The organism is Shewanella sp. MF05913 (assembly GCF_059758095.1).
On the sequence record NZ_JCAYNT010000004.1, the window covers coordinates 178,920 to 203,873 of the forward strand.

At 43.5% G+C, this 24,954-nt stretch carries 23 protein-coding genes; 16 read left to right on the forward strand and 7 right to left on the reverse strand.

The window, feature by feature from the left end; translation table 11 throughout:
* Positions 1-47: 47 nt before the first annotated feature.
* Both mtr and plsB read right to left on the reverse strand, forming a co-directional pair.
* Positions 48-1,304: a tryptophan permease gene (gene mtr, locus AC19MV_RS07880; RefSeq protein ID WP_498306824.1), complete on the reverse strand. Its 1,257-nt coding sequence runs from the start codon at positions 1,302-1,304 to the stop codon at positions 48-50.
* Complete coding sequence (gene plsB, locus AC19MV_RS07885) at positions 1,304-3,727, reverse strand: glycerol-3-phosphate 1-O-acyltransferase PlsB (RefSeq protein WP_498306825.1); 2,424 nt, start codon at positions 3,725-3,727, stop codon at positions 1,304-1,306. The genes mtr and plsB overlap by 1 nt, the downstream gene beginning before the upstream one ends.
* 264 nt (positions 3,728-3,991) lie before the next feature.
* Here plsB and lexA point away from each other — a divergent pair, with 264 nt between their 5' ends.
* From lexA to AC19MV_RS07915, 6 genes are all read left to right on the forward strand, one after another.
* Positions 3,992-4,606 carry a transcriptional repressor LexA gene (gene lexA, locus AC19MV_RS07890; RefSeq protein ID WP_432400623.1) on the forward strand — a complete coding sequence of 205 codons (615 nt, stop codon included), beginning with the start codon at positions 3,992-3,994 and terminating at the stop codon, positions 4,604-4,606.
* Positions 4,603-5,109, forward strand: a complete 507-nt coding sequence (locus AC19MV_RS07895; RefSeq protein WP_432400625.1) for a cell division inhibitor SulA — start codon at positions 4,603-4,605, stop codon at positions 5,107-5,109. The genes lexA and AC19MV_RS07895 overlap by 4 nt, the downstream gene beginning before the upstream one ends.
* Positions 5,110-5,501: 392 nt before the next feature.
* Positions 5,502-7,535: a cytochrome c oxidase subunit II gene (gene coxB, locus AC19MV_RS07900; protein WP_498306827.1), complete on the forward strand. Its 2,034-nt coding sequence runs from the start codon at positions 5,502-5,504 to the stop codon at positions 7,533-7,535.
* A gap of 10 nt (positions 7,536-7,545) precedes the next feature.
* Positions 7,546-9,141, forward strand: a complete 1,596-nt coding sequence (ctaD, locus tag AC19MV_RS07905; RefSeq protein WP_498306829.1) for a cytochrome c oxidase subunit I — start codon at positions 7,546-7,548, stop codon at positions 9,139-9,141.
* Position 9,142: 1 nt separating this feature from the next.
* Complete coding sequence (locus AC19MV_RS07910; RefSeq protein ID WP_498298102.1) at positions 9,143-9,706, forward strand: cytochrome c oxidase assembly protein; 564 nt, start codon at positions 9,143-9,145, stop codon at positions 9,704-9,706.
* The gene (locus tag AC19MV_RS07915; RefSeq protein WP_432400633.1) at positions 9,703-10,578 is read left to right on the forward strand and encodes a cytochrome c oxidase subunit 3; all 876 of its coding nucleotides are present in this window, start codon (positions 9,703-9,705) and stop codon (positions 10,576-10,578) included. Before AC19MV_RS07910 ends, AC19MV_RS07915 begins: the two co-directional genes overlap by 4 nt.
* Positions 10,579-10,589: 11 nt before the next feature.
* On the opposite strand, the gene AC19MV_RS07920 is transcribed toward AC19MV_RS07915, so the two are convergent.
* The gene (locus AC19MV_RS07920; protein ID WP_432400635.1) at positions 10,590-10,808 is read right to left on the reverse strand and encodes a DUF2909 domain-containing protein; all 219 of its coding nucleotides are present in this window, start codon (positions 10,806-10,808) and stop codon (positions 10,590-10,592) included.
* Here AC19MV_RS07920 and AC19MV_RS07925 point away from each other — a divergent pair.
* From AC19MV_RS07925 to AC19MV_RS07945, 5 genes are read left to right on the forward strand one after another with little or no spacing between them, the layout of a single operon-like run.
* On the forward strand, positions 10,756-11,589 hold the full coding sequence (locus tag AC19MV_RS07925) for an SURF1 family protein (RefSeq protein WP_498306831.1): 834 nt from the start codon (positions 10,756-10,758) through the stop codon (positions 11,587-11,589). The two genes, AC19MV_RS07920 and AC19MV_RS07925, sit on opposite strands and share 53 nt — an antisense overlap.
* Before the next feature lie 45 nt (positions 11,590-11,634).
* The gene (locus tag AC19MV_RS07930; protein WP_498306832.1) at positions 11,635-12,186 is read left to right on the forward strand and encodes a redox-active disulfide-containing membrane protein; all 552 of its coding nucleotides are present in this window, start codon (positions 11,635-11,637) and stop codon (positions 12,184-12,186) included.
* Positions 12,186-13,166, forward strand: coding sequence for a COX15/CtaA family protein (locus AC19MV_RS07935; protein WP_498306834.1), 981 nt, complete (start codon positions 12,186-12,188; stop codon positions 13,164-13,166). Before AC19MV_RS07930 ends, AC19MV_RS07935 begins: the two co-directional genes overlap by 1 nt.
* 13 nt (positions 13,167-13,179) lie before the next feature.
* The gene (gene cyoE / locus AC19MV_RS07940) at positions 13,180-14,091 is read left to right on the forward strand and encodes a heme o synthase (RefSeq protein WP_498298092.1); all 912 of its coding nucleotides are present in this window, start codon (positions 13,180-13,182) and stop codon (positions 14,089-14,091) included.
* Between the two features lie 14 nt (positions 14,092-14,105).
* Positions 14,106-14,729: an SCO family protein gene (locus tag AC19MV_RS07945; protein ID WP_498306836.1), complete on the forward strand. Its 624-nt coding sequence runs from the start codon at positions 14,106-14,108 to the stop codon at positions 14,727-14,729.
* Positions 14,730-14,758: 29 nt separating this feature from the next.
* Here AC19MV_RS07945 and AC19MV_RS07950 read toward each other — a convergent pair whose 3' ends face one another.
* Positions 14,759-15,817, reverse strand: a complete 1,059-nt coding sequence (locus tag AC19MV_RS07950) for a polysaccharide deacetylase family protein (protein ID WP_498306837.1) — start codon at positions 15,815-15,817, stop codon at positions 14,759-14,761.
* 14 nt (positions 15,818-15,831) lie between these two features.
* Here AC19MV_RS07950 and AC19MV_RS07955 point away from each other — a divergent pair, with 14 nt between their 5' ends.
* The 3 genes from AC19MV_RS07955 (at position 15,832) to AC19MV_RS07965 (ending at position 19,533) form a co-directional block, all read left to right on the forward strand.
* Complete coding sequence (locus AC19MV_RS07955) at positions 15,832-17,175, forward strand: MATE family efflux transporter (protein ID WP_498306839.1); 1,344 nt, start codon at positions 15,832-15,834, stop codon at positions 17,173-17,175.
* Positions 17,176-17,240: 65 nt separating this feature from the next.
* Entirely contained in the window at positions 17,241-19,175 is a 1,935-nt protein-coding gene (locus AC19MV_RS07960; protein ID WP_498306841.1) for an alpha/beta hydrolase family protein, read from the forward strand.
* Between the two features lie 28 nt (positions 19,176-19,203).
* Entirely contained in the window at positions 19,204-19,533 is a 330-nt protein-coding gene (locus AC19MV_RS07965; RefSeq protein WP_498306843.1) for an FKBP-type peptidyl-prolyl cis-trans isomerase, read from the forward strand.
* 68 nt (positions 19,534-19,601) lie between these two features.
* Here the strand turns inward: AC19MV_RS07965 and nfuA are convergent, their stop codons facing one another.
* Positions 19,602-20,180, reverse strand: a complete 579-nt coding sequence (nfuA, locus tag AC19MV_RS07970; RefSeq protein WP_432400654.1) for a Fe-S biogenesis protein NfuA — start codon at positions 20,178-20,180, stop codon at positions 19,602-19,604.
* Between the two features lie 228 nt (positions 20,181-20,408).
* A complete protein-coding gene (locus AC19MV_RS07975; protein ID WP_498306845.1) occupies positions 20,409-21,215 on the reverse strand; it encodes a ComF family protein in 807 nt (268 codons plus the stop codon).
* A gap of 42 nt (positions 21,216-21,257) precedes the next feature.
* Here AC19MV_RS07975 and bioH point away from each other — a divergent pair, with 42 nt between their 5' ends.
* Together bioH and AC19MV_RS07985 are read left to right on the forward strand one after the other, a co-directional pair.
* On the forward strand, positions 21,258-22,049 hold the full coding sequence (bioH, locus tag AC19MV_RS07980; protein ID WP_498306847.1) for a pimeloyl-ACP methyl ester esterase BioH: 792 nt from the start codon (positions 21,258-21,260) through the stop codon (positions 22,047-22,049).
* 64 nt (positions 22,050-22,113) lie between these two features.
* The gene (locus AC19MV_RS07985) at positions 22,114-22,629 is read left to right on the forward strand and encodes a hypothetical protein (protein ID WP_498306849.1); all 516 of its coding nucleotides are present in this window, start codon (positions 22,114-22,116) and stop codon (positions 22,627-22,629) included.
* Here the strand turns inward: AC19MV_RS07985 and AC19MV_RS07990 are convergent.
* The gene (locus tag AC19MV_RS07990) at positions 22,621-24,624 is read right to left on the reverse strand and encodes an LTA synthase family protein (protein WP_498306967.1); all 2,004 of its coding nucleotides are present in this window, start codon (positions 24,622-24,624) and stop codon (positions 22,621-22,623) included. The genes AC19MV_RS07985 and AC19MV_RS07990 overlap by 9 nt on opposite strands.
* Positions 24,625-24,954: the final 330 nt, after the last annotated feature.

The window sequence follows — 24,954 nt, forward strand, 5'->3', positions numbered from 1 at the left end:
AAGCCTTCAAACGAAGGCTTTTTTTAAAATGCACTGTGAAAATCAGCTTATTTAAATACCGGCAGAATATCGGCCATGGCCAGTAAGTGACAGGTTGCGGTAATCATGCCAAACAACACAACAATCACAATTAATGGTGTCCCACCCGGCACTTTAAACCCACTTGATTCTGGATACAATTGACGCACTTTATAGGCTAATAAAGCCGGTACAATTACCGCCCAAACGGTAGCGGCTAATGCGGCAAAACCAATGGCAATAATAAAACCATTAGGAAATAATAAGCCCAAAATCGTTGGTGGGATAAAAGTCACTGCAGCGGTTTTAACACGACCTGAACGCGAGTCATCAAAACCAAATAAATCGGCAAGATAATCGAATAAACCTAAAGTCACCCCTAAAAACGATGACGCTACGGCTAAATTGGCAAATAACGTCAGCATATTGTTAAGCCACTGACTTGCCATCGCACCCGATAAAGCCTCAACCAACACGCCGATATTTCCGCCTTTGGCAATCACATCGGCAAATTGGCTACGTGGAATATTACCCATGGTCGCGATAAGCCAACACACATAGATAATGAGGGCGATGCTAGTGCCTACGACTATCGCTTTGACAATGGTATTAGCATCTTTACCATAGTATTTAACTAAACTCGGTACATTGCCGTGGTAGCCAAAACTGGCTAAGCCAAAGGGAATGGCAGCAAATAAATACGGCAAATAACGGCTTTCACCGTCTGGTGACACTAACTTAGTGGTGTCGATTTCAATCAATAAATTACCTATTGCTAAAAAGAAGGTAATCACCATACCGCCGAGCATAATGGTGGTAATACGATCAACCGCTTTAGTGCTAATCAATACGATGAACGCTAACACTGCCGCAAACACTAAACCGGCAACGCTTTGAGGTAAGGTTACGCCAAGTGCCGACAAGCTATGATTAACAATAGAGCTGCCACCACTAATATAAGCGTAGGTCAAAATGTACAAGACAAACGCAATGGATACGCCATTAATGACTCGCCAAAATTGACCTAATGTTTCACGGGTTAACGTATCGAAACTGGCACCGGGTTCAAAATGCAAGTTAGCTTCTAGCAGCAATAACCCCGACATTAACATGCAAAACCAGACACCTAATAGCATGGCAATTGAATAACCAAACCACATTCCGGCACCCACAACTGGCAATGAAAACATGCCAGCCCCCACCGTGGTGCCCGCAATAATCATCGCACCGCCCAATAGAGACTTCCCTTGTGGACGGTGCTTTGCAGCATTCATATGGTTGGCCATTAATGTCCATGCTCCGCGTGCACACTATCAACAATGGTTTGTCTTACTGATGAGCTCAATAACTGGTTTGCATAATCGCGAATTCTAATCACTTCAGACCGATGCTCAACACTGCATAAATAGCCCAGTTCTTTTAGCTTAACGCTTAAGGTGTTATAGAGTTTTTTGTCATAAAACTCTGGCGCTGTGATGCCATGCAATGCACCTAAACGCTGTGCTAATAAGTGACTATCGGTTTCAAGCTCTGAGCGTTCTAAGTCAGGCTTTATCGCTAACAAGTTAAAGATAATGGCATAACGCTGTAACGTTTCGCTGATAGTTTCTGCTAACAATAATAATTGCGCAGTGTACCGAGGCGTGACTTCAAAATGAGCTTCGCCACTGAGTAAGCCTTGTTCAACCATAAAGTCCAAAAGGCTGTCGATATGCTGTGGCACATCGTCAATACCCATAAATAATTCAGCTTTTAGCAACGGATAAAAATCCATCACAACGGCATGAATTTTTTCGCGGTCACAAATATCATATTGCACTAAACAACTGGCAATTAACGACGGAATCGCCATGACGTGAATAATATTGTTGCGGTAGTAGCTCATGGTGATAGCAATTTTTTCATCAACAGAAATAATTTCACCAATGGCATCTTTAGTGCTGACAAACTTATTCAGTGATAAACAATGATCAACAATCGATTTACCATTACCTTCTGCAACCGAAGTGTAATTTGTATAAGGTACCGTTTTCAGCATCGCTAAATACAAATCTAACTGACGTTCTAACAAGCTGCGCTCTAATGCATTTCGCTCAGAAGCTAGCAAGACTAAACTCGTTAATGTCACTGAACTTGCGGCGGCAGCGCCGTTAATATTAGTCATCACACGGTTAGCCAATAAGTTAACTGATGGCGTAAACCAAGTCGGTTTTTGCTCTGGGTCTTTGGCCACTTCTTCACGCCAATCTGGAGCTTGTTGATTTAAAAAGTTTTGTAGATTAATCGGCTCACCAAAATTCACATAACCTTGGCCAAAATTACCTAATTTACGAATGGCACCAAACACTTGCCACACTGACTCTTTTTGCTTTTTCTTGCCGCTTAACTCTTTGTGATAAGTGGCGACTTCCATCACATGGTCATAACCTAAGTACACAGGCACAAGCGTTACAGGTCGCTCAATGCCGCGCAATACACTATTGATAGTCATGGCTAACATACCTGTTTTAGGGGCAAGTAAACGTCCGGTACGAGAACGGCCACCTTCAGTGAAGTATTCAACCGAATAACCTTTAGCAAACAGTTGGTCTAAATACTCACGAAACACAGCAGTGTATAGCTTGTTGCCGTTAAAGCTACGGCGGATAAAGAACGCGCCACCACGACGGAACATCGGGCCTGCTGGCCAAAAGTTTAGGTTAATTCCCGCAGCGATATGCGGTGGCACCATGCCCTGATAATACAAAATATACGACAGTAGTAAGTAATCCATATGGCTGCGATGACACGGCACATATACAATTTCATGACCATCATGGTGTAATTGGCGGATTTGTTCAGCGCCTTTGATATTGATACCACTGTATAGCTTGTTCCACAGCCAAGTAAGGAAGCGCTCAGCGATACGGATTAAACTGTCTGAATAGTCCGTGGCAATTTCATCTAAATATTCAATGGCTGTTTCACGGGCTTTTTCAGGTGACACTTTCTTGTTAATGGCTTCTTCTTCAATCGCTTTTTTGATTGAATCCGACTTAAGCAACGAAGCAAAAAACATTTGTCTGTTGGGCAGCTGCGGGCCCGTCATCACTTTACGTTGACGACTGAAATGCACTCGAGCTACACGGGTTAATTTGTGGGCAATACTTTTATCGAATCCATGTTCATCTGCCATATAGCGTAAAGATAATGCATTAGAGAACTGGACAAAGTTATGTCTACCAAGAAACAAAATCATTAGCCATTTACGTAACCACGTTGGGCTTTCACGCTCAAGCACTGCCGCCTTCATGCTGTCGTCTTCTTTACCAGGCGTGCGCCCCCAGTACAAACTCACGGGCACGAGTTGAATATCCAAATCCGGACGTTGACGATGAAGCGCCAATAAACTGGTGAAGCTATCGATAAACTTTTCACCACTTTCGCGTTTACCAAAGAGTGGCTTACGCCCCTCCAAACACACAATACGTGGCACTTTTAAGCCATCAACGATGAGTGGGTCATATGGACTCGGCATTCCAAAGCCCTCAGTGATTTCGCTTAGCGCAGCGGCATCACTGATTGACTCTGTTTTCATGACATAAACCAATGGTTTATTTGGATCTAAATTAAGATCATCAAAAGGGTCATGCGGGACAACAATGGTTTGAACCATCGATTTCTGTACCCATTTTAATGCACGTAAAAATATTGAATTTGGTTTTGACATAGTTACTTTCGCAATATAAGCCACTGTAATATTGCTGCATAGGATACCAGAAACCACCCTTGATACACTATCTGGCTGTTTTATCTTTACTTTGTGAACAGTCCCGAACTGAACAACTCAATTAAAATATAGAATGAAACTGATATAAAACATACTGATAGGCAACAATGCCGTAACAAAAAACAAAAAACGGTTGGTTAATACTTGCGCGAACAAAAACACTGTATATAATGACAGTCACTGTATAAAAAGACAGGAATCATCATGAGACCGTTAACGCCGCGCCAAGCAGAAATTTTAGACTTAATTAAAAACAATATCGCCGAAACAGGTATGCCACCGACTCGTGCTGAAATTGCGAACCGTCTTGGCTTTAAAAGTGCAAATGCTGCCGAAGAGCATTTAAAAGCACTCGCCAAAAAAGGCTTTATCGAAATCATGCCTGGCACTTCAAGAGGTATCCGCTTACCTCATGAAGAACAACAAGAAACAGGATTGCCGCTGATTGGCCAAGTCGCTGCTGGTGAACCCATTTTAGCGCAAGAGCATGTAGAGCAATATTATCAAGTCGACCCAAACATGTTTAAACCCGCAGCCGATTTTTTACTGCGAGTACGTGGCGACAGTATGAAAGACATTGGCATTTTAGAGGGCGATTTACTTGCCGTACATAAAATGCAGCAAGCACGTAATGGCCAAGTAGTTGTGGCCCGCGTTGAAGACGACGTCACGGTGAAACGTTTCGAGAAAAAAGGCAATGTTGTCTATCTACATGCCGAAAACGAAGCATACACCCCGATTAAAGTAGACTTAAGTTGCCAAAGCCTCACCATTGAAGGGCTTGCCGTTGGCGTTATCCGTAATGGAGATTGGTTATGAACAAACTAATGGGCACTGCCCCACGCCACCCAGGTTTATGGGCTGATTCAACAGAAGCAGAATTGTATGGCAACCAAACCATTCAAACATTACAAACCGTCACTCAAGGTGAGTCTGAGTTAGGGCAACTGTGCAGCCAGTTAGCAACCTTAAGCCGACAAGGACGCTGGATAGTGCTCATTAGTCCTCCGCATATTGGTTATAAGCACATGCTGGCAAGTGCTGGTGTAAGAATGGACCGGATCTTATTAGTACACACTAAAGATGAAGTTGAAACGTTATGGGCAATGGAAAAAGCATTAACCAGTGGCACTTCAAGCGCTGTGATTACCTGGACGAGTTCACTCGATGCACGTGACAGTCGCCGTTTAGAAATTGTCGCCAAAAGTGCACGTGCTTTAGGTGTGGTAATTGAAGATGTGAATACTCACTTACCTGAAAAACATCAAATCGTTAATCCAACAATGCCTTCTGCAACAAGTAATTTTTCAGCATTTCATTAAGTACGAACCCTTCAACACCAAGCCCTGCATCCAATTCAGGGCTTTTTTTTACCTTTTTTCAGCCAATTAGCGAACAAAGTGATCTTGATCAATGTTTAATCTACAAGTAATGTTGTTAACAAGGATGAAACATTTTTTATCTTTTATTTGACGTAATTTGGCAGATAACACCGCCATCGATGGGAATACGTCAATACAATTTGATTAGTTCAGTCGTAGGTACAAGTGTGGTGTTCAGCTAACAATAAAAGCGTAAACTGCCAGTTTACAACCACCAAGTTACTTTGAGGTCATCAAACTTTTTTGGGAACCGAAGAGTTTGCATAGAGCAGAGACTTACTGTGTGACTCTTCTTTGTAGTTGCTATTTGCAATTAGCAGAGGAGAAGTCTTGTGAAGCAATGGTGGTATTGTTTATTGGTTGTGCTGATAGCACTTCCGCTTGGGGCTGCAGAAATGCCCCTCAACATGACTCAAGGCGTAACAGATATCAGTGGTAAGGTTTACGACCTCCACATGACCATTTTATATATCTGTTGTGCTATTGGGCTAGTGGTGTTTGGGATCATGATTTACTCAATGATCTATCACCGCAAATCTAAAGGCGCTGTCGCGGCCAATTTTCACGAAAGTACTAAAGTGGAAATAGCCTGGACAGTCATTCCGTTTATCATCTTAATTGCTATGGCAATTCCTGCTACTAAAACCCTGATTGCAATGGAAGACTCCAGCGATGCGGATCTGACCATAAAAATTACGGGGTCGCAATGGAAATGGCACTACAGCTATTTCGATAAAGACATAGAATTTTACAGCACACTCTCAACTCCAAGAGAACAAATTGATGGTGATCAAACCAAAGGTGAAAACTATCTACTCGAGGTAGATAAGCCTCTGGTATTACCGATTAATCGCAAAGTGCGTTTTTTAATGACCTCAGATGATGTAATCCATTCTTGGTGGGTACCGGCATTTGCCGTTAAAAAAGATGCTAATCCCGGTTTTATTAACGAAGCCTGGACGCGTATTGATAAACCAGGGATCTACCGTGGTCAATGTGCTGAACTTTGCGGAAAAGATCATGGCTTTATGCCCATAGTGGTCAATGCGCTTTCTGAAGCAGATTTTGATAATTGGCTGATTGAGCAAAAGCAACTGGCTAAAACCGAAGCCGCAGCAGCTGCGGCCTCTATGTCGCAAACCTTATCTCTTGCAGATTTAAGCAAACAAGGTGAACAAGTGTACCTTGCTCGCTGCGCAGCCTGTCACCAACCCAATGGCGCGGGTCTTCCTGGCGTATTTCCATCATTAATAGGTAGTCCGATTATTAAAGGCCCTGTTGAAGATCACCTTAATATTGTGATCAACGGTAAGCCCGGCACAGCGATGCAAGCCTTTGCTAAGCAAATTTCGCCTCAAGAAATGGCAGCCGTGATTACTTATGAGCGTAATGCGTGGGGAAATAACTCAGGCGATGCAGTGCAAGCAGCAGACGTAGGTAAATTTTCAAGTAACGGTGCCGCAGCACCTAATGCAGCGGCAGCAAAAGCCAACACAGCAACAGCTATGGTTGATAATACTGCTGATACGCTAGCCGAAACAGTCAACCAAGCTGCTGAAGCCGTTGCAAAAGCCGTGACACCAGAGGAATTACCCATACTCACCATGGAAAAGCTTATGGCTGAAGGTGAACAAGTCTATGCCGCTACGTGTGCAGCGTGTCACCAACCTACTGGCGCAGGCATACCTGGCGCATTCCCCTCACTCATTGGCAGCCCAATAATAACTGGACCAGTAAGCGGGCATATCGAGATGGTTATGCACGGCAAACCAGGCACAGCAATGCAGGCTTTCAGTGCTCAACTTAGCCTACAGCAAATTGCCGCTGTGATTACTTATGAGCGTAATGCCTGGGGAAATAACTCAGGTGATGCAGTTCAAGCTGCGGATGTGAGTAATTTTTCCAGTAACAGTGCAGCTTCACCAAAGCCCGCAGCGCAAGTAACAAATACAGCAACTGCTGTCGCTGATACTGTTGCAGACGCGGTAACCGATGCGGCTAATCAAGCAGCCAAAGCCGTTGGCAAAGTCGTCATAACAGAAGCATCACCCACACTCACCATGGAACAGCTTATGGCTGAAGGTGAACAAGTCTATGCCGCTACGTGTGCAGCGTGTCACCAACCTACTGGCACAGGAATACCAGGCGCATTCCCCTCACTGATTGGCAGCCCAGTAATAACAGGGCCAGTAAGCGGGCATATCGAAATAGTGATGCATGGCAAACCCGGCACGGCAATGCAGGCATTCAGTAGTCAGCTCAGCCCACAAAAAATGGCTGCGGTGATTACGTATGAGCGCAATGCGTGGGGCAATAATTCTGGCGAGGCAGTTCAACCTGCCGATGTCGCTAGTCATGGACAGTAGGGGAAAACCAATGAGCACAACAACGCACGATACAATCGGCACTGCGCATGATGAGCATCATCACGGTGCCCCTAAAGGGCTAATGCGCTGGGTACTTACCACCAATCACAAAGACATTGGATCTTTGTATTTATGGTTTAGTTTCATCATGTTTTTAACGGGTGGCGCAATGGCAATGGTCATCCGCGCAGAGCTCTTCCAACCGGGTTTACAGCTAGTTGAACCAAACTTTTTTAATCAAATGACCACAGTTCATGGTCTGATTATGGTGTTTGGCGCGGTAATGCCAGCCTTTACCGGGTTAGCAAACTGGCTAATACCTATGATGATCGGCGCGCCAGATATGGCGCTGCCGCGCATGAATAACTGGAGTTTTTGGATTTTGCCTTTTGCTTTCACCATGTTGCTGGGTTCGTTATTTATGGAAGGCGGCGGGCCTAATTTCGGCTGGACATTCTACGCACCGTTATCGACGACTTATAGTCCAGACTCTACTGCTTTGTTTGTTTTTTCCATCCATATTATGGGGATAAGCTCAATTATGGGTGCGATTAACGTAGTGGTCACCATTGTGAATATGCGCGCGCCAGGCATGACATGGATGAAGTTACCGCTATTTGTATGGACCTGGTTAATTACCGCATTTTTATTGATTGCGGTGATGCCGGTACTTGCCGGTGCGGTAACGATGGTACTAACCGACAAGTTTTTTGGCACTAGCTTTTTTGATGCAGCAGGTGGCGGCGACCCAGTAATGTTCCAGCATATCTTCTGGTTCTTTGGTCACCCTGAAGTGTACATCATGATTTTACCGTCTTTTGGTATTATTTCGGCGATTGTCCCAACCTTCAGCCGCAAGCCACTGTTTGGATATTCCTCCATGGTGTATGCAACCGCAAGCATTGCTGTTCTGTCGTTTTTGGTTTGGGCACACCATATGTTTACCACGGGTATGCCGGTGTTTGCCGAACTGTTCTTTATGTACTGCACCATGCTCATTGCCGTACCAACTGGGGTGAAAGTGTTTAACTGGGTTGCCACTATGTGGCGAGGCTCAATGACATTTGAAACCCCCATGCTATTTGCTGTCGCCTTTATTATTCTCTTTACCATTGGTGGATTCTCAGGGCTAATGCTTGCCATTACCCCTGCGGATTTCCAATACCATGACACCTATTTTGTTGTAGCTCACTTCCATTATGTATTGGTTACAGGTGCCATCTTCTCCATTATGGCGGCGGCATATTATTGGCTGCCCAAATGGACCGGTAATATGTACAACGAAACCTTAGGGAAATGGCACTTCTGGTGTTCAGTGATCTCGGTCAACGTACTGTTTTTCCCGATGCACTTCTTAGGCCTAGCGGGAATGCCACGCCGAATTCCAGACTATGCAATCCAGTTTGCCGACGTTAACCAAATTGTTTCCATTGGTGGATTTGCCTTTGGACTATCGCAGTTAATATTTCTGGCGGTTGTACTCAAGTGTATTAAAGGTGGCAAACCTGCAGGTGACAATCCTTGGCAAGCTGCTGATGGCTTAGAATGGTCGATCCCAAGCCCTGCTCCTTATCATTCATTTACCACTCCACCGGAGATTAAATGATATGAACCCAACACCAAAATCAAACCGTAAATTACTCACCATGCTTATATTAGGCTCTGTCGGTATGTTTGGGTTTGGTTTTGCATTGGTACCGCTATATGACGTGCTGTGCGACACTTTAGGGATTAACGGAAAACCCCAAAATAGTGCCAGCAGTTATGACGCGGTGGTTGTTGATAAAAAGCGCACAATCACCATCGAATTTGTGACTCAAGTGCAATCGGGTATGCCATGGGAATTCACCCCAAAAGTGAATCACATTAGTGTGCATCCTGGCGAACTTACTCATGCCAAATTCTTGGTTAAAAACCTCTCTACAAAAAATATTATTGGCCAAGCGATCCCTTCGGTATCGCCAGGTCAAGGCGCTGCATATTTTAATAAGACAGAATGTTTTTGCTTTAACCAACAGCCACTTGCCGCATCAACTAGCGCAGAACTACCCTTGATTTTTTACGTGGACCCAGACTTACCGGCGTCCATTAATACATTGACTCTCTCTTATACCCTTTACGATATCACTGACAAACTCGCGGTATCGGCAAAGCAAGGAGCAGCAAGATGACAACAAAGCATCAAACGTATTACGTCCCAGCTCAAAGTGGCTGGCCTATTATTGGCGCTATTGGCTTATTTTTAATCGCCTTTGGCGCGGGTAATTATATTCAGCAATTAGCCACCGAAAAGACCTCTGGCGGCTACATTTTATTAGCCGGTATCGCTGTGATTATCTTTATGATATTTGGCTGGTTTAAAACCGTCATTGACGAATCAATGGCAGGCTTATATTCACCGCAAATGGACCGGTCGTTTAGACAAGGAATGAGTTGGTTTATTTTCTCTGAAATCATGTTCTTCGGCGCTTTTTTTGGTGCCTTGTTTTACGCGCGGATGATATCGGTACCTTGGTTGGGCGGCGCATCAAATAACGCCATGACTCAAGAAGTATTATGGCCAGCATTTGAAGCCGTATGGCCTTTAATCAAAACCCCTGACGGCACCACCACAGAAGCCATGCCATGGACTGGTTTACCACTTATTAACACGATGATCTTACTGACATCATCTGTAACGCTGCATTTTGCCCATGTCAGTTTAGAAAAAGCTAAGCGCAAGCCACTCATTATTTGGTTGGGCTTAACCGTGATTTTAGGGGCGGTTTTCCTTGGATTACAGGTAGAAGAGTATAGCCACGCTTATCAAGAAATGGGCCTCACGCTCACTTCGGGGGTGTACGGTAATACCTTTTTCTTGCTCACCGGTTTTCACGGTATGCACGTCACCATTGGCACCCTATTTTTGATTATTTTATTGCTCAGAATTATCAAAGGCCATTTTACTCCAGACAAGCATTTCGCTTTTCAAGCAGGCAGTTGGTACTGGCACTTTGTCGATGTGGTGTGGTTATGCCTATTCATCTTTGTGTATGTGTTGTAAAACGCTGAGTATTAATAAGGCCGTGTGTTGGGTTGAATATAACCCAACCCTAAAGCCACCAGCAGGACCAATATAACGGCCACTGAGAATAAAACGCGTCGGCCTAAATATTGACTCATGGGTTGTTCATGCTGACCTTTAACCATAATAAATAATGCTCTACCCAAATTAAAAATTATGAATATAAGCAACGAGACTAAAACTAACTTAACAAGTAATGGGGCTGTCACAGGCAATCCTTTTAGTAGTGTGGGTGTGTCTCGAGTGTTATTGGTTTTAATTACAGTGAGCGTGTTTTGGATTTTGGTCAAGCTCGGGTTTTGGCAGTTAGCGCGTGCAGAGTATAAAGAGCAATGGCAAGCGACATTGGCCATGCGTCAGCAACAAGCACCGCTAGATTATCAGCAACTGTTAACATTAATGAACCCTAATACACCGACAGATGCAGCTCCTGAAACAGCCTTGCTGACAGGTTATCGTTTATCGATACAGGCAACACCACTCAAGCAACCCTTGTTACTGTTAGACAATCAAGTGTACCAAGGCAAGGTGGGATATTTAGCTTATCAACTATTTGAAGTGACGGTCGACACTCCCTGGATTCTAGTGGAGTTAGGATTTGTCCCCGCAGGTAATGATCGTCGAGAGCTACCCGCTTTAACACCTATTTTGGCAGGGCAATATCAATTAACAGGTCGGATTTATCAGAAACAGGCCAACCCATTGAGTGATGAGCTCCACCCTGAAATACACACAGGTAAACCAATACGCTTTCAAAATATCAACATACCGGCATTAACGTTGTTATTGAAACACGATATTGCCGCAGCGGCATTGCAACCAGATAACGTTCCACAGCACTCATTGCCTCAACCATGGGTGCCTATCCCGTTATCGGCACAAAAACATCAAGGCTATTCCTTGCAGTGGTTCACTATGGCTGCGGTGTTTTTAGGGTTAATGGGTTGGATTATGTATAAGCAATATCGACGCCAACAAAAAAGACATTAACATTACACAAATAACAATAATATCATAATGATGCGAGGAGATAGAATGAACTCCCAACCTAAAAAAAGTAATAAAACATTAATCTTATTACTGGTCGTTTTCGTGTTACCCGTCGCGGTGGCAAAACTAGTATTAAGCTTTGATTTGTATCAAGGTGGGGCCACCAACAAAGGCGCATTAATGTCACCTGACATTAATTATTCAACCCTTGCCATGCCCAACCCAAAGCCACACTCGTGGCAAATGTTGTATCTATTACCAAAAAAATGCGAGCAATCGTGCCAAGACCGGTTATACGTGCTGCATCAGGGCTATATCGCCTTAGGCAAAGACCGTGACAGAGTCATCCCGATAATTTTAATCGACAGAAATAGCGATATTAATACGCTTAAAAAGCTAGGAATTGCTTTCCAACAAGTCCCCGTGAACCAAGCCTTAGCGGCATTATTGACCCAACAACAACTGGTGATTGTTGACCCGCTCGGCAGCTTAATTATGCAATACAATGAAGTGACAGGCCGCGATGCCAATATCGCTCAGGGCAAAGCCATGATTGCTGATTTACGCAAAATGCTTAAGTTATCGAGGGTTGGCTAATGGCAATTCAAAGACTCATTAAATTTACTTTAGTCTTTACCCTCGCGGTCATTTTAATGGGTGCCTACACTCGTTTGTCGGACGCGGGCTTAGGTTGTCCAGATTGGCCAGGATGTTACGGCCATTTATCGGTACCAAGCGCAAGCCATGATATTGCTAGCATTGAACAACGTTTCCCTGATATGACCATAGAGCCAGAAAAAGCCTGGCTTGAAATGATCCATCGTTACATTGCTGGCACACTCGGCTTAATGGTGTTAGCCATTCTCATTATGTGTTTTAAGCAAGCCAATGCGCCGAAAAAGCTCCCCAGTTTTATAGCCATATTGATTATATTCCAGGCCGCACTTGGCATGTGGACCGTCACCATGAAACTCATGCCAATCGTAGTCATGGCGCACCTTATTGGCGGCTTTAGTTTATTTGCCTTACTGTTATTGCTGTATTTGCGCCTTAAACCGCTGCGGATCCCCGGCGGAGATAGCCATGCACGTAAACTAATGCCATTAGCGCTAGTGTGTTTAGGGGTACTGATTATTCAAATTGTACTAGGCGGTTGGACATCATCAAATTATGCGGCACTCGCTTGCACGACATTACCGATTTGCGAAGGCAACTGGGTTGATAACTTGCGCTTCGCCGATGCATTTTCGCCGTTTCAAGGCGAACACCCCAGTTTTGAATTTGGTGTTTTAGACTATCCGACACGGATGACTATTCATATTAGCCACCGTATTTGGGCGGTAGTCACTGCAGTTATGCTGATTTGGCTCGCAATAAAACTACGTTATTCACACTCACACATTATGCGCAATAGTGCCTTTATATTGCTATTGCTCGTCGTTGTTCAAGTCGGCCTTGGGATAAGTAATGTGGTAATGAATTTACCACTGGGTATTGCCGTGTCCCATAACGCGGGGGCGGCATTATTGCTGCTCACTTTAGTCTTTATTAATTACGCTCTGTGGCGTAAAGCATAAACGAGGATTGACCATGACAAAACCTCTTACTCTAAGCCAACCACAACAAAAAATAACGCTCTCTTGGCGTGCCTATTTTGAAATGACTAAACCCAAAGTCGTGGCATTAATGTTACTGACGGTCTTGGTGGGCATGTGTTTAGCCGTACCTGGAGTTGTGCCTTTACAGCCATTGGTCGCCGGAATGGCAGGCATTGCGATGATGGCGGGCGCGGCAGCAGCATTTAATCATTTAATCGATCGTAAAATTGATGGTTTAATGGCGCGTACTTACAACAGGCCATTGCCTAAAGGCAAAATATCGACAACTAAAGCAGCTGTATTTGCGATATCACTGGGAGTCATTGGTTTTATCGTTCTGTATACATTAGTCAATCAGCTTACCGCTTGGCTAACGTTTGCCAGCCTTATTGGCTATGCGCTTGTGTATACCGCCTACCTTAAGCGAGCCACTTCGCAAAATATTGTTATTGGAGGATTAGCAGGGGCAATGCCTCCATTGCTCGGCTGGACAGCGGTCACCAACGAACTTCATGGTTATGCATTACTTTTAGTGATTATCATCTTCACCTGGACACCGCCACACTTTTGGGCGTTAGCGATCCATCGCCGTAAAGAATACGCTAAAGTCGACATCCCTATGCTACCCGTAACCCATGGGGTAGAATTTACCAAGACCTGCATTTTGCTGTATACCATTTTGTTGGCAATTGCGTGCTTATTACCGGTATTAGTTGGCATGTGTGGACCCATTTATTTGGTGGGTTCAACCCTCTTGAGTTGTGGGTTTATTTACAAGGCGTGGCAGCTTAAATACCATGATTACCCAGGCTTAGCCATGAAGGTATTTACCTTCTCAATCTACCATTTAATGGTGTTATTTATTGTACTGTTGGTTGATCATTACTTTTGGGTTAACCCATAGAAAGGATATCTGTATTGAAAATACTCATTGCGGCAGGCTTCATATTGCTCACCATTGTCGGGGTGTTTGCGTTTAAAGCTACTCAAGATAAGCCGCTCGATTTGGCAACTAGCTATGTGTTTGATCAACCTAGAGCATTAGCGCCTTTTACGCTTGCAGACCAATACGGCAATCCATTTACCAATCAATCCTTACAAGGTAAATGGAGCTTATTTTTTATTGGTTATACCGCCTGCCCTGACGTATGCCCTACTACCTTAAATAAATTAGCGGCGGCATACCCTAAATTACAAAAAATATCCGATTCGTTTCAAGTGGTGTTTGTCTCAGCCGATCCTGAGCGAGATACCCAAATTAAGCGTCTCGATTACATTAATTTTTTTAATAAAGAGTTTAAAGCCGTCAGTGCAGAACACACTGCGTTGTTTCCATTTAGTCGCGACCTGGGATTTGTCTACGCCATGGTAGGTGAAGACAGTGACTATCAAGTGGATCACAGTGCATCTTACGTGCTGGTATCACCTCGCGGAGAGAAAACAGCAGTATTTAAAACCAAGCCGGCACCCGGCCAACTACCACAAATTCTCAATAGCGAACTGATTAGCGACGTTGACCAGATTGTTAGCACCTGGCGTTAGCATAGGAAATTGAACTGGCTGCAATGGCGTTATTCTTGCAGCCATTTACCGTCATCTTTTGGCCTGATCCACATTTGCGAAAACCAATAATAACCCGTACGGGTTTTACTCGGCACGGTGCAATTATAACGTGAACGACCTGGCGCCATATCAGCAGGAGCCTGAATACTAAAGGTATCTTCCTCTATCCATATGGGCTTTTTAGCACCTTGCCCTTGGATAAAACACATCAATTGATGTGGGTACAAATCCGTGGTGTCGAGAGTAATAACCAACTTAGGCCTAAACTTGCCAGAAGCTAACACTGGTTCACTGATATTCTGCTTCAGCACTGGCATCGGCAAGCTTGAAAACTTCACTGTAAGGCTTGATAAATCGGCATAAGCATTCGCCACCGGAAATCGTGGTAATGCAGTAATAGACGAGTACTCGCCCGCCGCACCAGATTGCTGGCCAAAACCAACAAAACCGTGTTTTTCCAATATGGCTTCTAATTTCGCAGTGTATTCACCATAAGGATAAGCAAACATTTTTGCACTTTGGCCTGTTTGTTTAAGCAGCTCAGCCTCTGTAGCTAAAATATTGCTTTCTACTCGGTCATGCCATTGCTCTGCAGTTTCTTTGGGTAAACGACGAATAAGATGTTCATGCCCCCAGCTATGGTTTGCAATGGTCGCGCCTTGTTCTGCTAAGGTATTGATGTCTTGCCAGCTCATCATTCCGTCATAGCCGGCAATGATAGGTGCTGGCGATATAAACACCGTAAATGGGAATTGATGAGATGCAAGAATAGGCGCAGCATTTTTGATGATGCTTTCATAGCCGTCATCAAAGGTAATCACAATACTATTATTGGCAATTGCCGTGTTATTCTTTAGCGCATCGACTGCATCACTTAATGACATTACCGTAAAGTGATTGTCTGCTAAGTACTGCATCTGCTCGGCAAATTGTGCGGGAGTGACACTCGTGCTTTTTGGCGTGCTCTCTGAAACATGATGGTATTGTAAAATCACCACTGCTTGTGCGTTAAGGTGAAACAAACTAAAACAGATAACCATCAAGCCTAACACTATTTTTTTAACCATGATTACTCATACCTATGTCAGTTAGCGCATTACTATTAAATCGCCATAAACATCGTCAATTATTGGCATTAGCGACACCGATGATACTGTCAAATATCACTATCCCACTTCTAGGGTTAGTCGATACCGCAGTGATTGGCCATTTAGGTCAAGCTTACTATCTTGGTGGGGTTGCACTTGGCAGTACCATTATCACCTTGATGATTTGGTTGCTCGGCTTTTTACGCATGTCGACAACCGGACTCGTCGCACAAGCTTATGGTGCAGACGATAAAATAACGCAACAACAATTATTGTTACAAGGTTGTATCTTAGCATTAACCTTAGGGTTTGCCTGCGTTATGTTGCAGTCTCCCCTCGTAAACTTTGCGCTAAGTCTCAGTGATGCCAGTGAACAGGTCATGCTGTACTGTCGTCAATATGTCGATATCAGGATCTGGTCACTGCCGTTCGCGTTAGTCAATTTGGTGTTATTAGGTTGGCTGCTCGGACGCCAAGCCCCTAAAGCAGCCATGTGGCAGCTCATTATAGCTAATTGTATCAATATCATCCTCGATATTGTCTTTGTTATGGTCTTTAAATGGGACGTAAGAGGTGCTGCGTTAGCCTCTGTGATTGCCGATATTTGTGCATTCTCAGTGGCACTTATTATGGTTAAACGCCAGCTCGTTAATATGGGTGACTTTGATTTAAAACACAGCTTAAGCCAACTCACACTTCGCGGTTATGGGCGTTTATTGTCGCTCAATCGCGACATTTTTATCCGCAGTTTGTGCCTGCAAGCCGCGTTTAGTTTTATGACATTCTATGGGGCAGGATTAGGCGATAACATCATAGCGGCTAATGCGGTGTTGCTTAACCTGTTAATGCTGATCTCTTACGCACTTGATGGCATAGCCTATTATGCTGAAGCCGAAGTCGGCCGCGCATTTGGACAAAAAAATCCCAAACTACTGCACGAAAGTGTGGTGCTGGCTTTTTGTTGGTCAGCCGCAACAGCAGTACTATTTAGCTTGTTATTCTGGGGGGCTGGGGCATGGATAATTCAACTCTTAACCAATGTTGAGGCCGTACAAAATAGTGCTAATCAATACCTTATTTGGCTGATATTCATGCCCATTCTAGCCTTCGGCTGTTACCTATTTGACGGCGTTTACATTGGTGCAGCCCAGGGACAGATTATGCGTAACAGTATGATTATATCGACCTTTGCAGTGTATTTCCCATGTTGGTATTTATTGCAACCATGGGGTAATAACAGCCTGTGGGCGGCCATGTCGATATTTATGCTATGCAGAAGCATAACCTTAGGTTGGCACTATTATTATAAGCTGAGATATAGACTGGCTACTGCATAATAATCATTGAACCCCACAATGCGAAAATGTAACATGCTGACAACATTTTTTTAAACGGATTTTTAATGAAAAGGATTTTATGGCTTTTAGCCATCACATATATTCAACTCTCAAATATTGCCCTAGCAACTTCCCTTCCTGTTGAAGCGTTTGCCAATCTCCCAGATGTGCGCTTTGTCACCTTATCGCCTGATGGTACAAAAGTCGCTTCGTTAATTAGGGTTAGCAATAAGACTCTCGACGGGCAAATGTTGAGCATTCGCGACATTAAAACCAATAAAGATATTTTCCCTGTCCAAACTGACAATCAAAAATTTGTGATTTTGTCACTCACCTGGGCAAGTGATGACATTATCTTAATCACCGCTAAGTACCCTGCCACCCGTCGCGGTATTCCTACAACAGAAACGCGCTTAATGAAGTATTCACTTAGCGACAATAAAACCTCCAGTGTGTTTTCTAAACGCACTTTTTCACGATTTGTAGACGTGCCACAAATACAATCTTCTATCGTCGATTATCTTGATAACGACCCTGACCATATTCTTATGCAAATAAGTGGCTTAGGCTCTAAGATGCAATATGAAAGCGTGATTAAAGTCAGCTTAAAAAGCGGTGGAATAAAGATAAAGCAACACGCACAGAAGTACATTGAAAATTGGTTAACAGACAGGCAAAACCAGGTACGCATTGGCATTTATCGCGACGATACAAGCTACCGTATTTATGAGCAACAAGAAGCCGATGGCGACCTACGCTTATTATGGGAGTTTGAAGCCTTAGATGAAGATGCCATATGGCCTATCGGCTTTGACCATGACTCGAACATCCTTTATGTCAGTGCTTACCATCAAGGTTTAAAAGCTATCTTTAAAGTGAATTTAACCGACCCTAATCTGACTAAAGAACTGGTTTATCAAAACGAGAATTATGATGTCGAAGGCCAGCTCATTTATTCCAATTTAAAACAAAAAGTCATCGGTATTGATACCAATATTGAAGGGGAATTCTTATTTTGGGATAACGACTACATCAAGCTCAATAACGGTTTAAACGATGTATTACCAGAATCTCATAATGTCATTAATCAATTAAGCGACAATGAACGACGCTATTTGGTTTACAGCACTGGTCCCATTGAATCGGGTACTTACTTTTATGGCGACCGGGACAAAGGAGAACTTTATCCAATCGCTTATCGTTATAGCCAATTGCCGCCTGAGGTCTTGGCTAAACCTAAAAAGGTTAATTACAATGCCCGTGACGGTTTAGCTATTGAAGCCTTTTTAACCACACCAAAAGACACTGAAGCCAAAAACTTACCCACCATTATTTTCCCGCATGGTGGGCCGATTAGTTACGACTCAACTGCATTTGATTACTGGTCACAATTTTTCGCTAACCGAGGTTATGCCGTCTTACAGATGAATTTTCGAGGGTCTGCTGGATATGGCTTTCAGTTTATGAATTCAGGGCTAAAAAACTGGGGGCTTGAGATGCAAAATGACATCGAAGATGGCGCTCATTGGCTAGTAAAACAAGGCATTACCGACCCTAAACGCATGTGTATTGTCGGCGCAAGCTACGGTGGCTATGCCGCATTAATGGGCGTGGCAAAAACACCCGATTTGTACAAATGTGCTATCAGTATTGCAGGTGTGACAGATCTTGAAAGCTTAGTAAAATCATCACGTAACTACGACAACAGTAAAATCGTTAAAAAACAAATTGGTGATGATTATGATGATTTATACCAACGATCACCTATCAGTAAGGCTGCCAGTATCAAGGTGCCCGTATTGTTAATTCACGGCACTAAAGATCGAGTGGTAAAAGCAGAACATAGCGAAGCAATGTACGATGAACTTAACGAGTTAAATAAACCAGTTAAATACGTTGCGCTTGAAAATGGCGACCATTACCTGAGCAGTAATGAACACCGCTTAACCACATTTATTGAAATCGAGCGCTTCCTGGCTGCCAATCTTGGGGTAAAATAATCTCAAGCTAATGACATGAGAAAATAGAATGACTCAAGAATTGATAATAACCGATGTCGAAATAGGCAGTGGCAAAACCGCTGTAAAAGGCGCGCTAATAACGACCCGCTACAGTGGGCGTTTAGCTGATGGAACTCAGTTTGATGCATCTGATGCGTTTCAATGTGTCATCGGCACTGGTCGTGTCATTAAAGGCTGGGATCAGGGTATTGTAGGTATGAATGTGGGTGGCAAAAGACAGTTATCAGTACCTGCTCACCTCGCCTATGGCGAACGACAAATTGGCGATCGTATTCCGGCTCACTCAGATTTGTTTTTTGAAATCGAATTACTTGAAGTGTTAACCCGAGACGATTAACCCATCTCTATATAAACAAAAACGCGACTCAAAAGGTCGCGTTTTTTATTGGCTCACACTTAATGCTATTAAGCGTAAGAATGCTCGCCATGCTGGTGATCTGTTACATCACGCACACCGTTTAATTCGCCAGGGAACATATCTAATAACTGTTTTTCAATACCATCCTTTAAGGTGATATCGACCTGCGAACAACCGTTACATCCACCGCCAAACTGTAATACTGCAACACCCGCGTCGGTAATTTCTACCAACATAATGTTACCGCCGTGGCTGGCAAGTTGTGGGTTAATTTCTGACTGAATAACATATTCAATACGCTCAACTAATGGCGCATCACCAGACACTTTACGCATTTTGGCGTTAGGTGCTTTTAAGGTTAATTGTGAACCTAATTGGTCTGTCACAAAATCAATGCTTGCGTCGTCTAAAAAAGGCACGCTTTTTTCGTCAACCATGGCACTGAAACCATTAAATGGTAATTCAGTATCGTCAGCTTCTACCGCATCTGGTGGGCAGTAAGACACGCCACACTCTGCTTGCGCTGTGCCTGGGCTTATAACGAAAACACGAATGTGAGTGCCTTCTGGCTGATCGGCCAATAATTTAACGAAATGGGCCTGAGCTGTATCGGAAATGGTGATCATGAAAACCTGCTCCCTCAGGGTATACCCGAGTAATTTAGTAAGAATTAGGCACATGATACTCTGTGTTGGATTTTCTTTGTAGTCTCGACACGCTTTGATCTTAAAAAAATGATCAAGTTCAAGGTTTTTTACATTCAAAGTTGCGCATAACCAAACATATTTACCCATAAAGCATAAATTAGTTGATTGTTTTTGTTAGAGAATAATATTGTTATGACTCAAATCGATTTAATCTAATAATCCTGGTGCTTCCGCGCGCGCTAAACACCAAGTTTGCACATAAATAAATTGTTGGCTAAATAACCTCGCAATTTCATCGACTGTGGTACCCGTTGTAACCACATCATCAATTAGGGCGACTCGTTGGTACGACACATTGTCGCTCAGTTTAAATGCATGATGACAGTTTTCACGGCGCTGCTTACCCGACAAATCGGCTTGAGGTACAGTATCAACCACTCTGGTTAAACTGGTGTCATCTAATGGGATATTGAGTATCTTGCTTAGGCGCGCCGCAATCAACCAGGCTTGATTAAAACCACGCTGACGTAAGCGATTGGGATGTAAAGGTACCGGGATTAATACTTGCGGCGCACGAATAAGTTTATGCGCAATTAATTGCTTAACGCGGATCGCAAGCTGCTGGGCAATAGCGTTCATGGGTGCACATTGTTGTTGGTATTTTATTGCCGCAATCAACGGCCCTAATCCTTGATGATAACTGCACGGCGCAATAACCAACATAGGTGTATGCTTTAAGCATTTGCCACAATAAGCTTGTAACAGTGGTATTTCACGCCCGCAGCCTAAACACACTTCATGCTGGTATAAACTTGCGGCTAAACACACCTGGCAAATGCCTGTCAGCACCTGGTTAGGAAATAACTGTTGATAATCGAGCTGTTCAATTCGGTGCTGGCACAGCTGGCAACGGTTGGGTAAACTGCCAAGCAATGCCACATTAACGTGTTGATAGAACGATTTACTGTGTTTTAGTAAATCCGTTATGTTTCGTTTAAAAACAGTCACAGACATAGGCTATTCATTCCATTAAATAGTCAAATAAGAGGGATTAACGTGAGCTTTCCTGCACTGCATATCGATACTGTTGGCACCCATGGCCCAGATTTAATCCTACTGCATGGTTGGGGGGTCAATAACGCCGTATTCAGTCCACTAAAAAACGCATTACACCAGTATAGAGTGCATTATGTTGATTTGCCGGGATTAGGATTAAGCCCCAATATTGATGGTGATATTAATCAATGGGCACAAGCACTGGCGCAGCAACTGCCTAAACACGCTATTTGGATTGGCTGGTCTTTAGGAGGGCTGGTCGCTAGCAAAGTCGCAATTGATTTCCCAGATTCGGTCGCGGCACTCGTGACTATTGCATCATCGCCGTGCTTCATGGCCAGAGACGAATTGCCTAACACCCCTGCGTGGCCAGGGATTTCACCCGAGGTATTAGCGCAATTTTCAACACAACTGAATCGTGATTTACCGCGCACCGTTGAACGTTTTTTAGCGATTCAAGCCATGGGAAGCGATAATGCTAAAGCCGACATACACCAAATAAAACAATTAGTACTAAGCAAACCGTTACCCAGTCGTCAGGCTCTTTCACAGGGGTTAACTATGTTGGAGGGCGTGGATATACGAAAGCAGCTTAGCCAGATACAACAGCCCTGGTTGCGGATGTGGGGTAAACTCGATGGCTTAGTGCCTCGGCGGGTTATTCAGCAAATGCCACAAGCAGAAAACATCAGCGACATACTGCTAAACAAGGCCTCGCATGCACCATTTATTTCACATCAAGACGATTTTTTGCACAACTTATTGCCTTGGATCATAAAATATCAGCAATAGCACTTTAGCAACGTTCATTTTTTGGCTATAATTTAGCCACGGTTTAATCGCGTAGCGACCTGTAATGATTATTAACACTCATTATCCGCAAGTCCCGCTAGCAACATCGAATGTTGCGACGGACCTTGCACGAGTGGACAATCAACAAAAACCGCCGATTATTCCACCGCAAGAACCCAGTAAAGGCCATGAAGAACGTGCATTTAATTCACAAAATGAACGTGCACCAACATACGTTGTGGCAGAGAAAAAACAACAGCAAGACCAATCACAACGTCAACAACAAAGCTTAACGCAACAATCTGTCGACCCTAAAGCGTTACTGCAACAACCCACACGCCAACAAGCACAGCAAAAGCAAACGTTACGCGTGATTGCGAGCAACACACCCGCGCTGCAACGCAAAGACATTCAAGTAAAATCGCAGTCGACACCCGTAAAAACTCAAGTCGAACCTAAGCCACGCCCAACTGACAACATGACCAGCGCCAGCGCTCAGCAATTTGGTATGCGGATTGGCCAATTTTATCAGCAACAATCCGCGCCCAATCTCGAATCACAATTACAAATATTAGCGTGACACTTTCTTAATATTTTTGCCTGTTTCAACAGTGCTTTTTTCTGGTTTAAATAGCATTTTGTTGTACGCCAAACTACCCCACAACGCCCAACCCAATGCGGTTTCAGCTTGTTTGCTATCGAGTTCTTTAGAGATTAAATGTTCACTGGCAAAGTCATAGGTAAAGCTTTCTGCTGGTAATTCCGGCTGTAAAATAGTCACCTCATTACCTTCTAATAAACCAAAGTTTTTGTCATATTGCATCATCGCCCGGCCCTTCCAATCGCTCGGAACCTGAGTTAAATCTCGGCCTAACATTGGGTAGCTATCTGACACGCCCATCAGTGATAACAAGGTTGGCGCCATATCGATTTGGCTCGTCACCCGTGAGTCACGTTTAGGGTCAATACCTTCGCCTAAAATCAGCCCTGGGATCCTAAAGCGAGACACCGGCACTAGATCTGAACCGCTAACACGGCTGTCATGATCTGCCACAACTAAAAATACCGTATCTTTCCAATATTCAGACTGTTTCGCTTTTTTGAAAAACTCACCGACTGCATAATCGGCATACTTTACTGCGTTATGCATGGTGTATTGTGGTTGCTCATAAAGCTCAATCCGATTGTCTGGGAACTCAAATGGATCATGATTACTTGAGCTAAACACTAAACTAAAGAAAGGTTTACCTTGTTTATGCATTCGAGTGAACTCTTCATCAGCTCGAAACAATAAGTCCTCGTCTGACACTCCCCAGGACGCAATAAATGCAGGATTTTTATAATCACCCTGGTCAACAATATTGGTAAAACCATTGCCTAAAAAGAAACTACGCATATTATCAAAATGACTTTCACCGCCATAAATAAATTGAGTTTTATAACCATGCTGCTTTAATAAATCGGCAATGGTAAAAAAGCCTGTTTGACTCTTACCTAGCTTAACAACTGCACGTGCAGGTGTTGGCGTAAAACCGGTGGTAATCGCTTCAATGCCTCGCACAGAGCGCGTACCTGTGGCGTAAAGATTTTCAAAAAACCAGCCTTCCTGCGACAACTCATCGATATTTGGTGTTAACGGCAAACCACCTAAACTGCCCACAAAACGTGCCCCTAAACTCTCTTGTAAAATAATCACTAAGTTTTTAGGTTTGCCACTATAACTGGCTTGATTAAACGATAACGACGGAATGTCTGTTGAGGTAAATGCACTCATTGGCCGGCCGCTTTCTCGGCGCACAATATCAATCACTTTATCGGCAGATAGCTTGCCGTATACTTTTGAAGCATCTTCTTCGTTGTTCATTTGCGAAATCGCAAACATTAATGAAAACGATGAATTAAGCACTAATGAATTGACTAACGGGTCATTGGAAAACGCCACTAACGAAGGGTTTAACGGGCGATGCCCTAAAGATGAACGCGCGCCTAATAAAGTCACAACTATGACTAAAATGGTTAATACGGGCCGCCAATACCATTTTGGGTATTTAATTTGTTGCGTTAAACGGCCACTTAACCACCAACCGCCAGATAACGTACCGATTGTGATAAGTGAAGACAAAATAAGCTCGGCTTTACGCCCTGCCCATAACATCGACAAGACTTCTTTTGGATAGATGAGGTATTCAACATATAAACGGTTTGGCCTAAAACCATATTCGGCAATAAAAGACGGCGTAGACACTTCTAAAAATACCAGTATCCATAAACCTAACGTAAGCCACACACGTAAAATGACTAACCAGGCGCGGCCAACAATGTGCTCACCAGAAAACACCACGGTACCAAGTGCAGCAATGCCAAAAACCCAACAGATAGAAGCCATATCAACCCGTAAACCCTGGCTTAAAATATAGCCCCATCCTTGCGCATCAGTGACACGTTCAGCTTGCCATATCGACAACCCTATACGGCTTAAGCTCATCACGATAAGCGAAATCATGCTAAAAGCAAAAATGGCTTTAAATAAACTGGGTGAAAAGTATTGTTTCTGTGGATGATTGTTATCAGCCATATCAGAGTAGCTAGTCGTCATTTAGACTCCATTGTTATTATTTTTTATGCTCATAGCCAAATTTTGCGCGCAAAAAGTTAACTCTAAATAACAACGGTTATTTAGATAATCTCATCAGCGGCGATTAAAAAAGCTTAGGCGTTAACAGTACCAACAACTTATTTTTTAACGTGAAAACAATTTCATTTTTATCGTTAAAAAAGTCTATTGGATAAATTTCAATATTTTTTATGTGTTTCAAATTATAAAAAGCATGTAGACCTTTATTTACAATGAATACGTATTAAAAATTGGTACCAAAAGTAGCTAACCTTAGGACCTGTGTTTAGG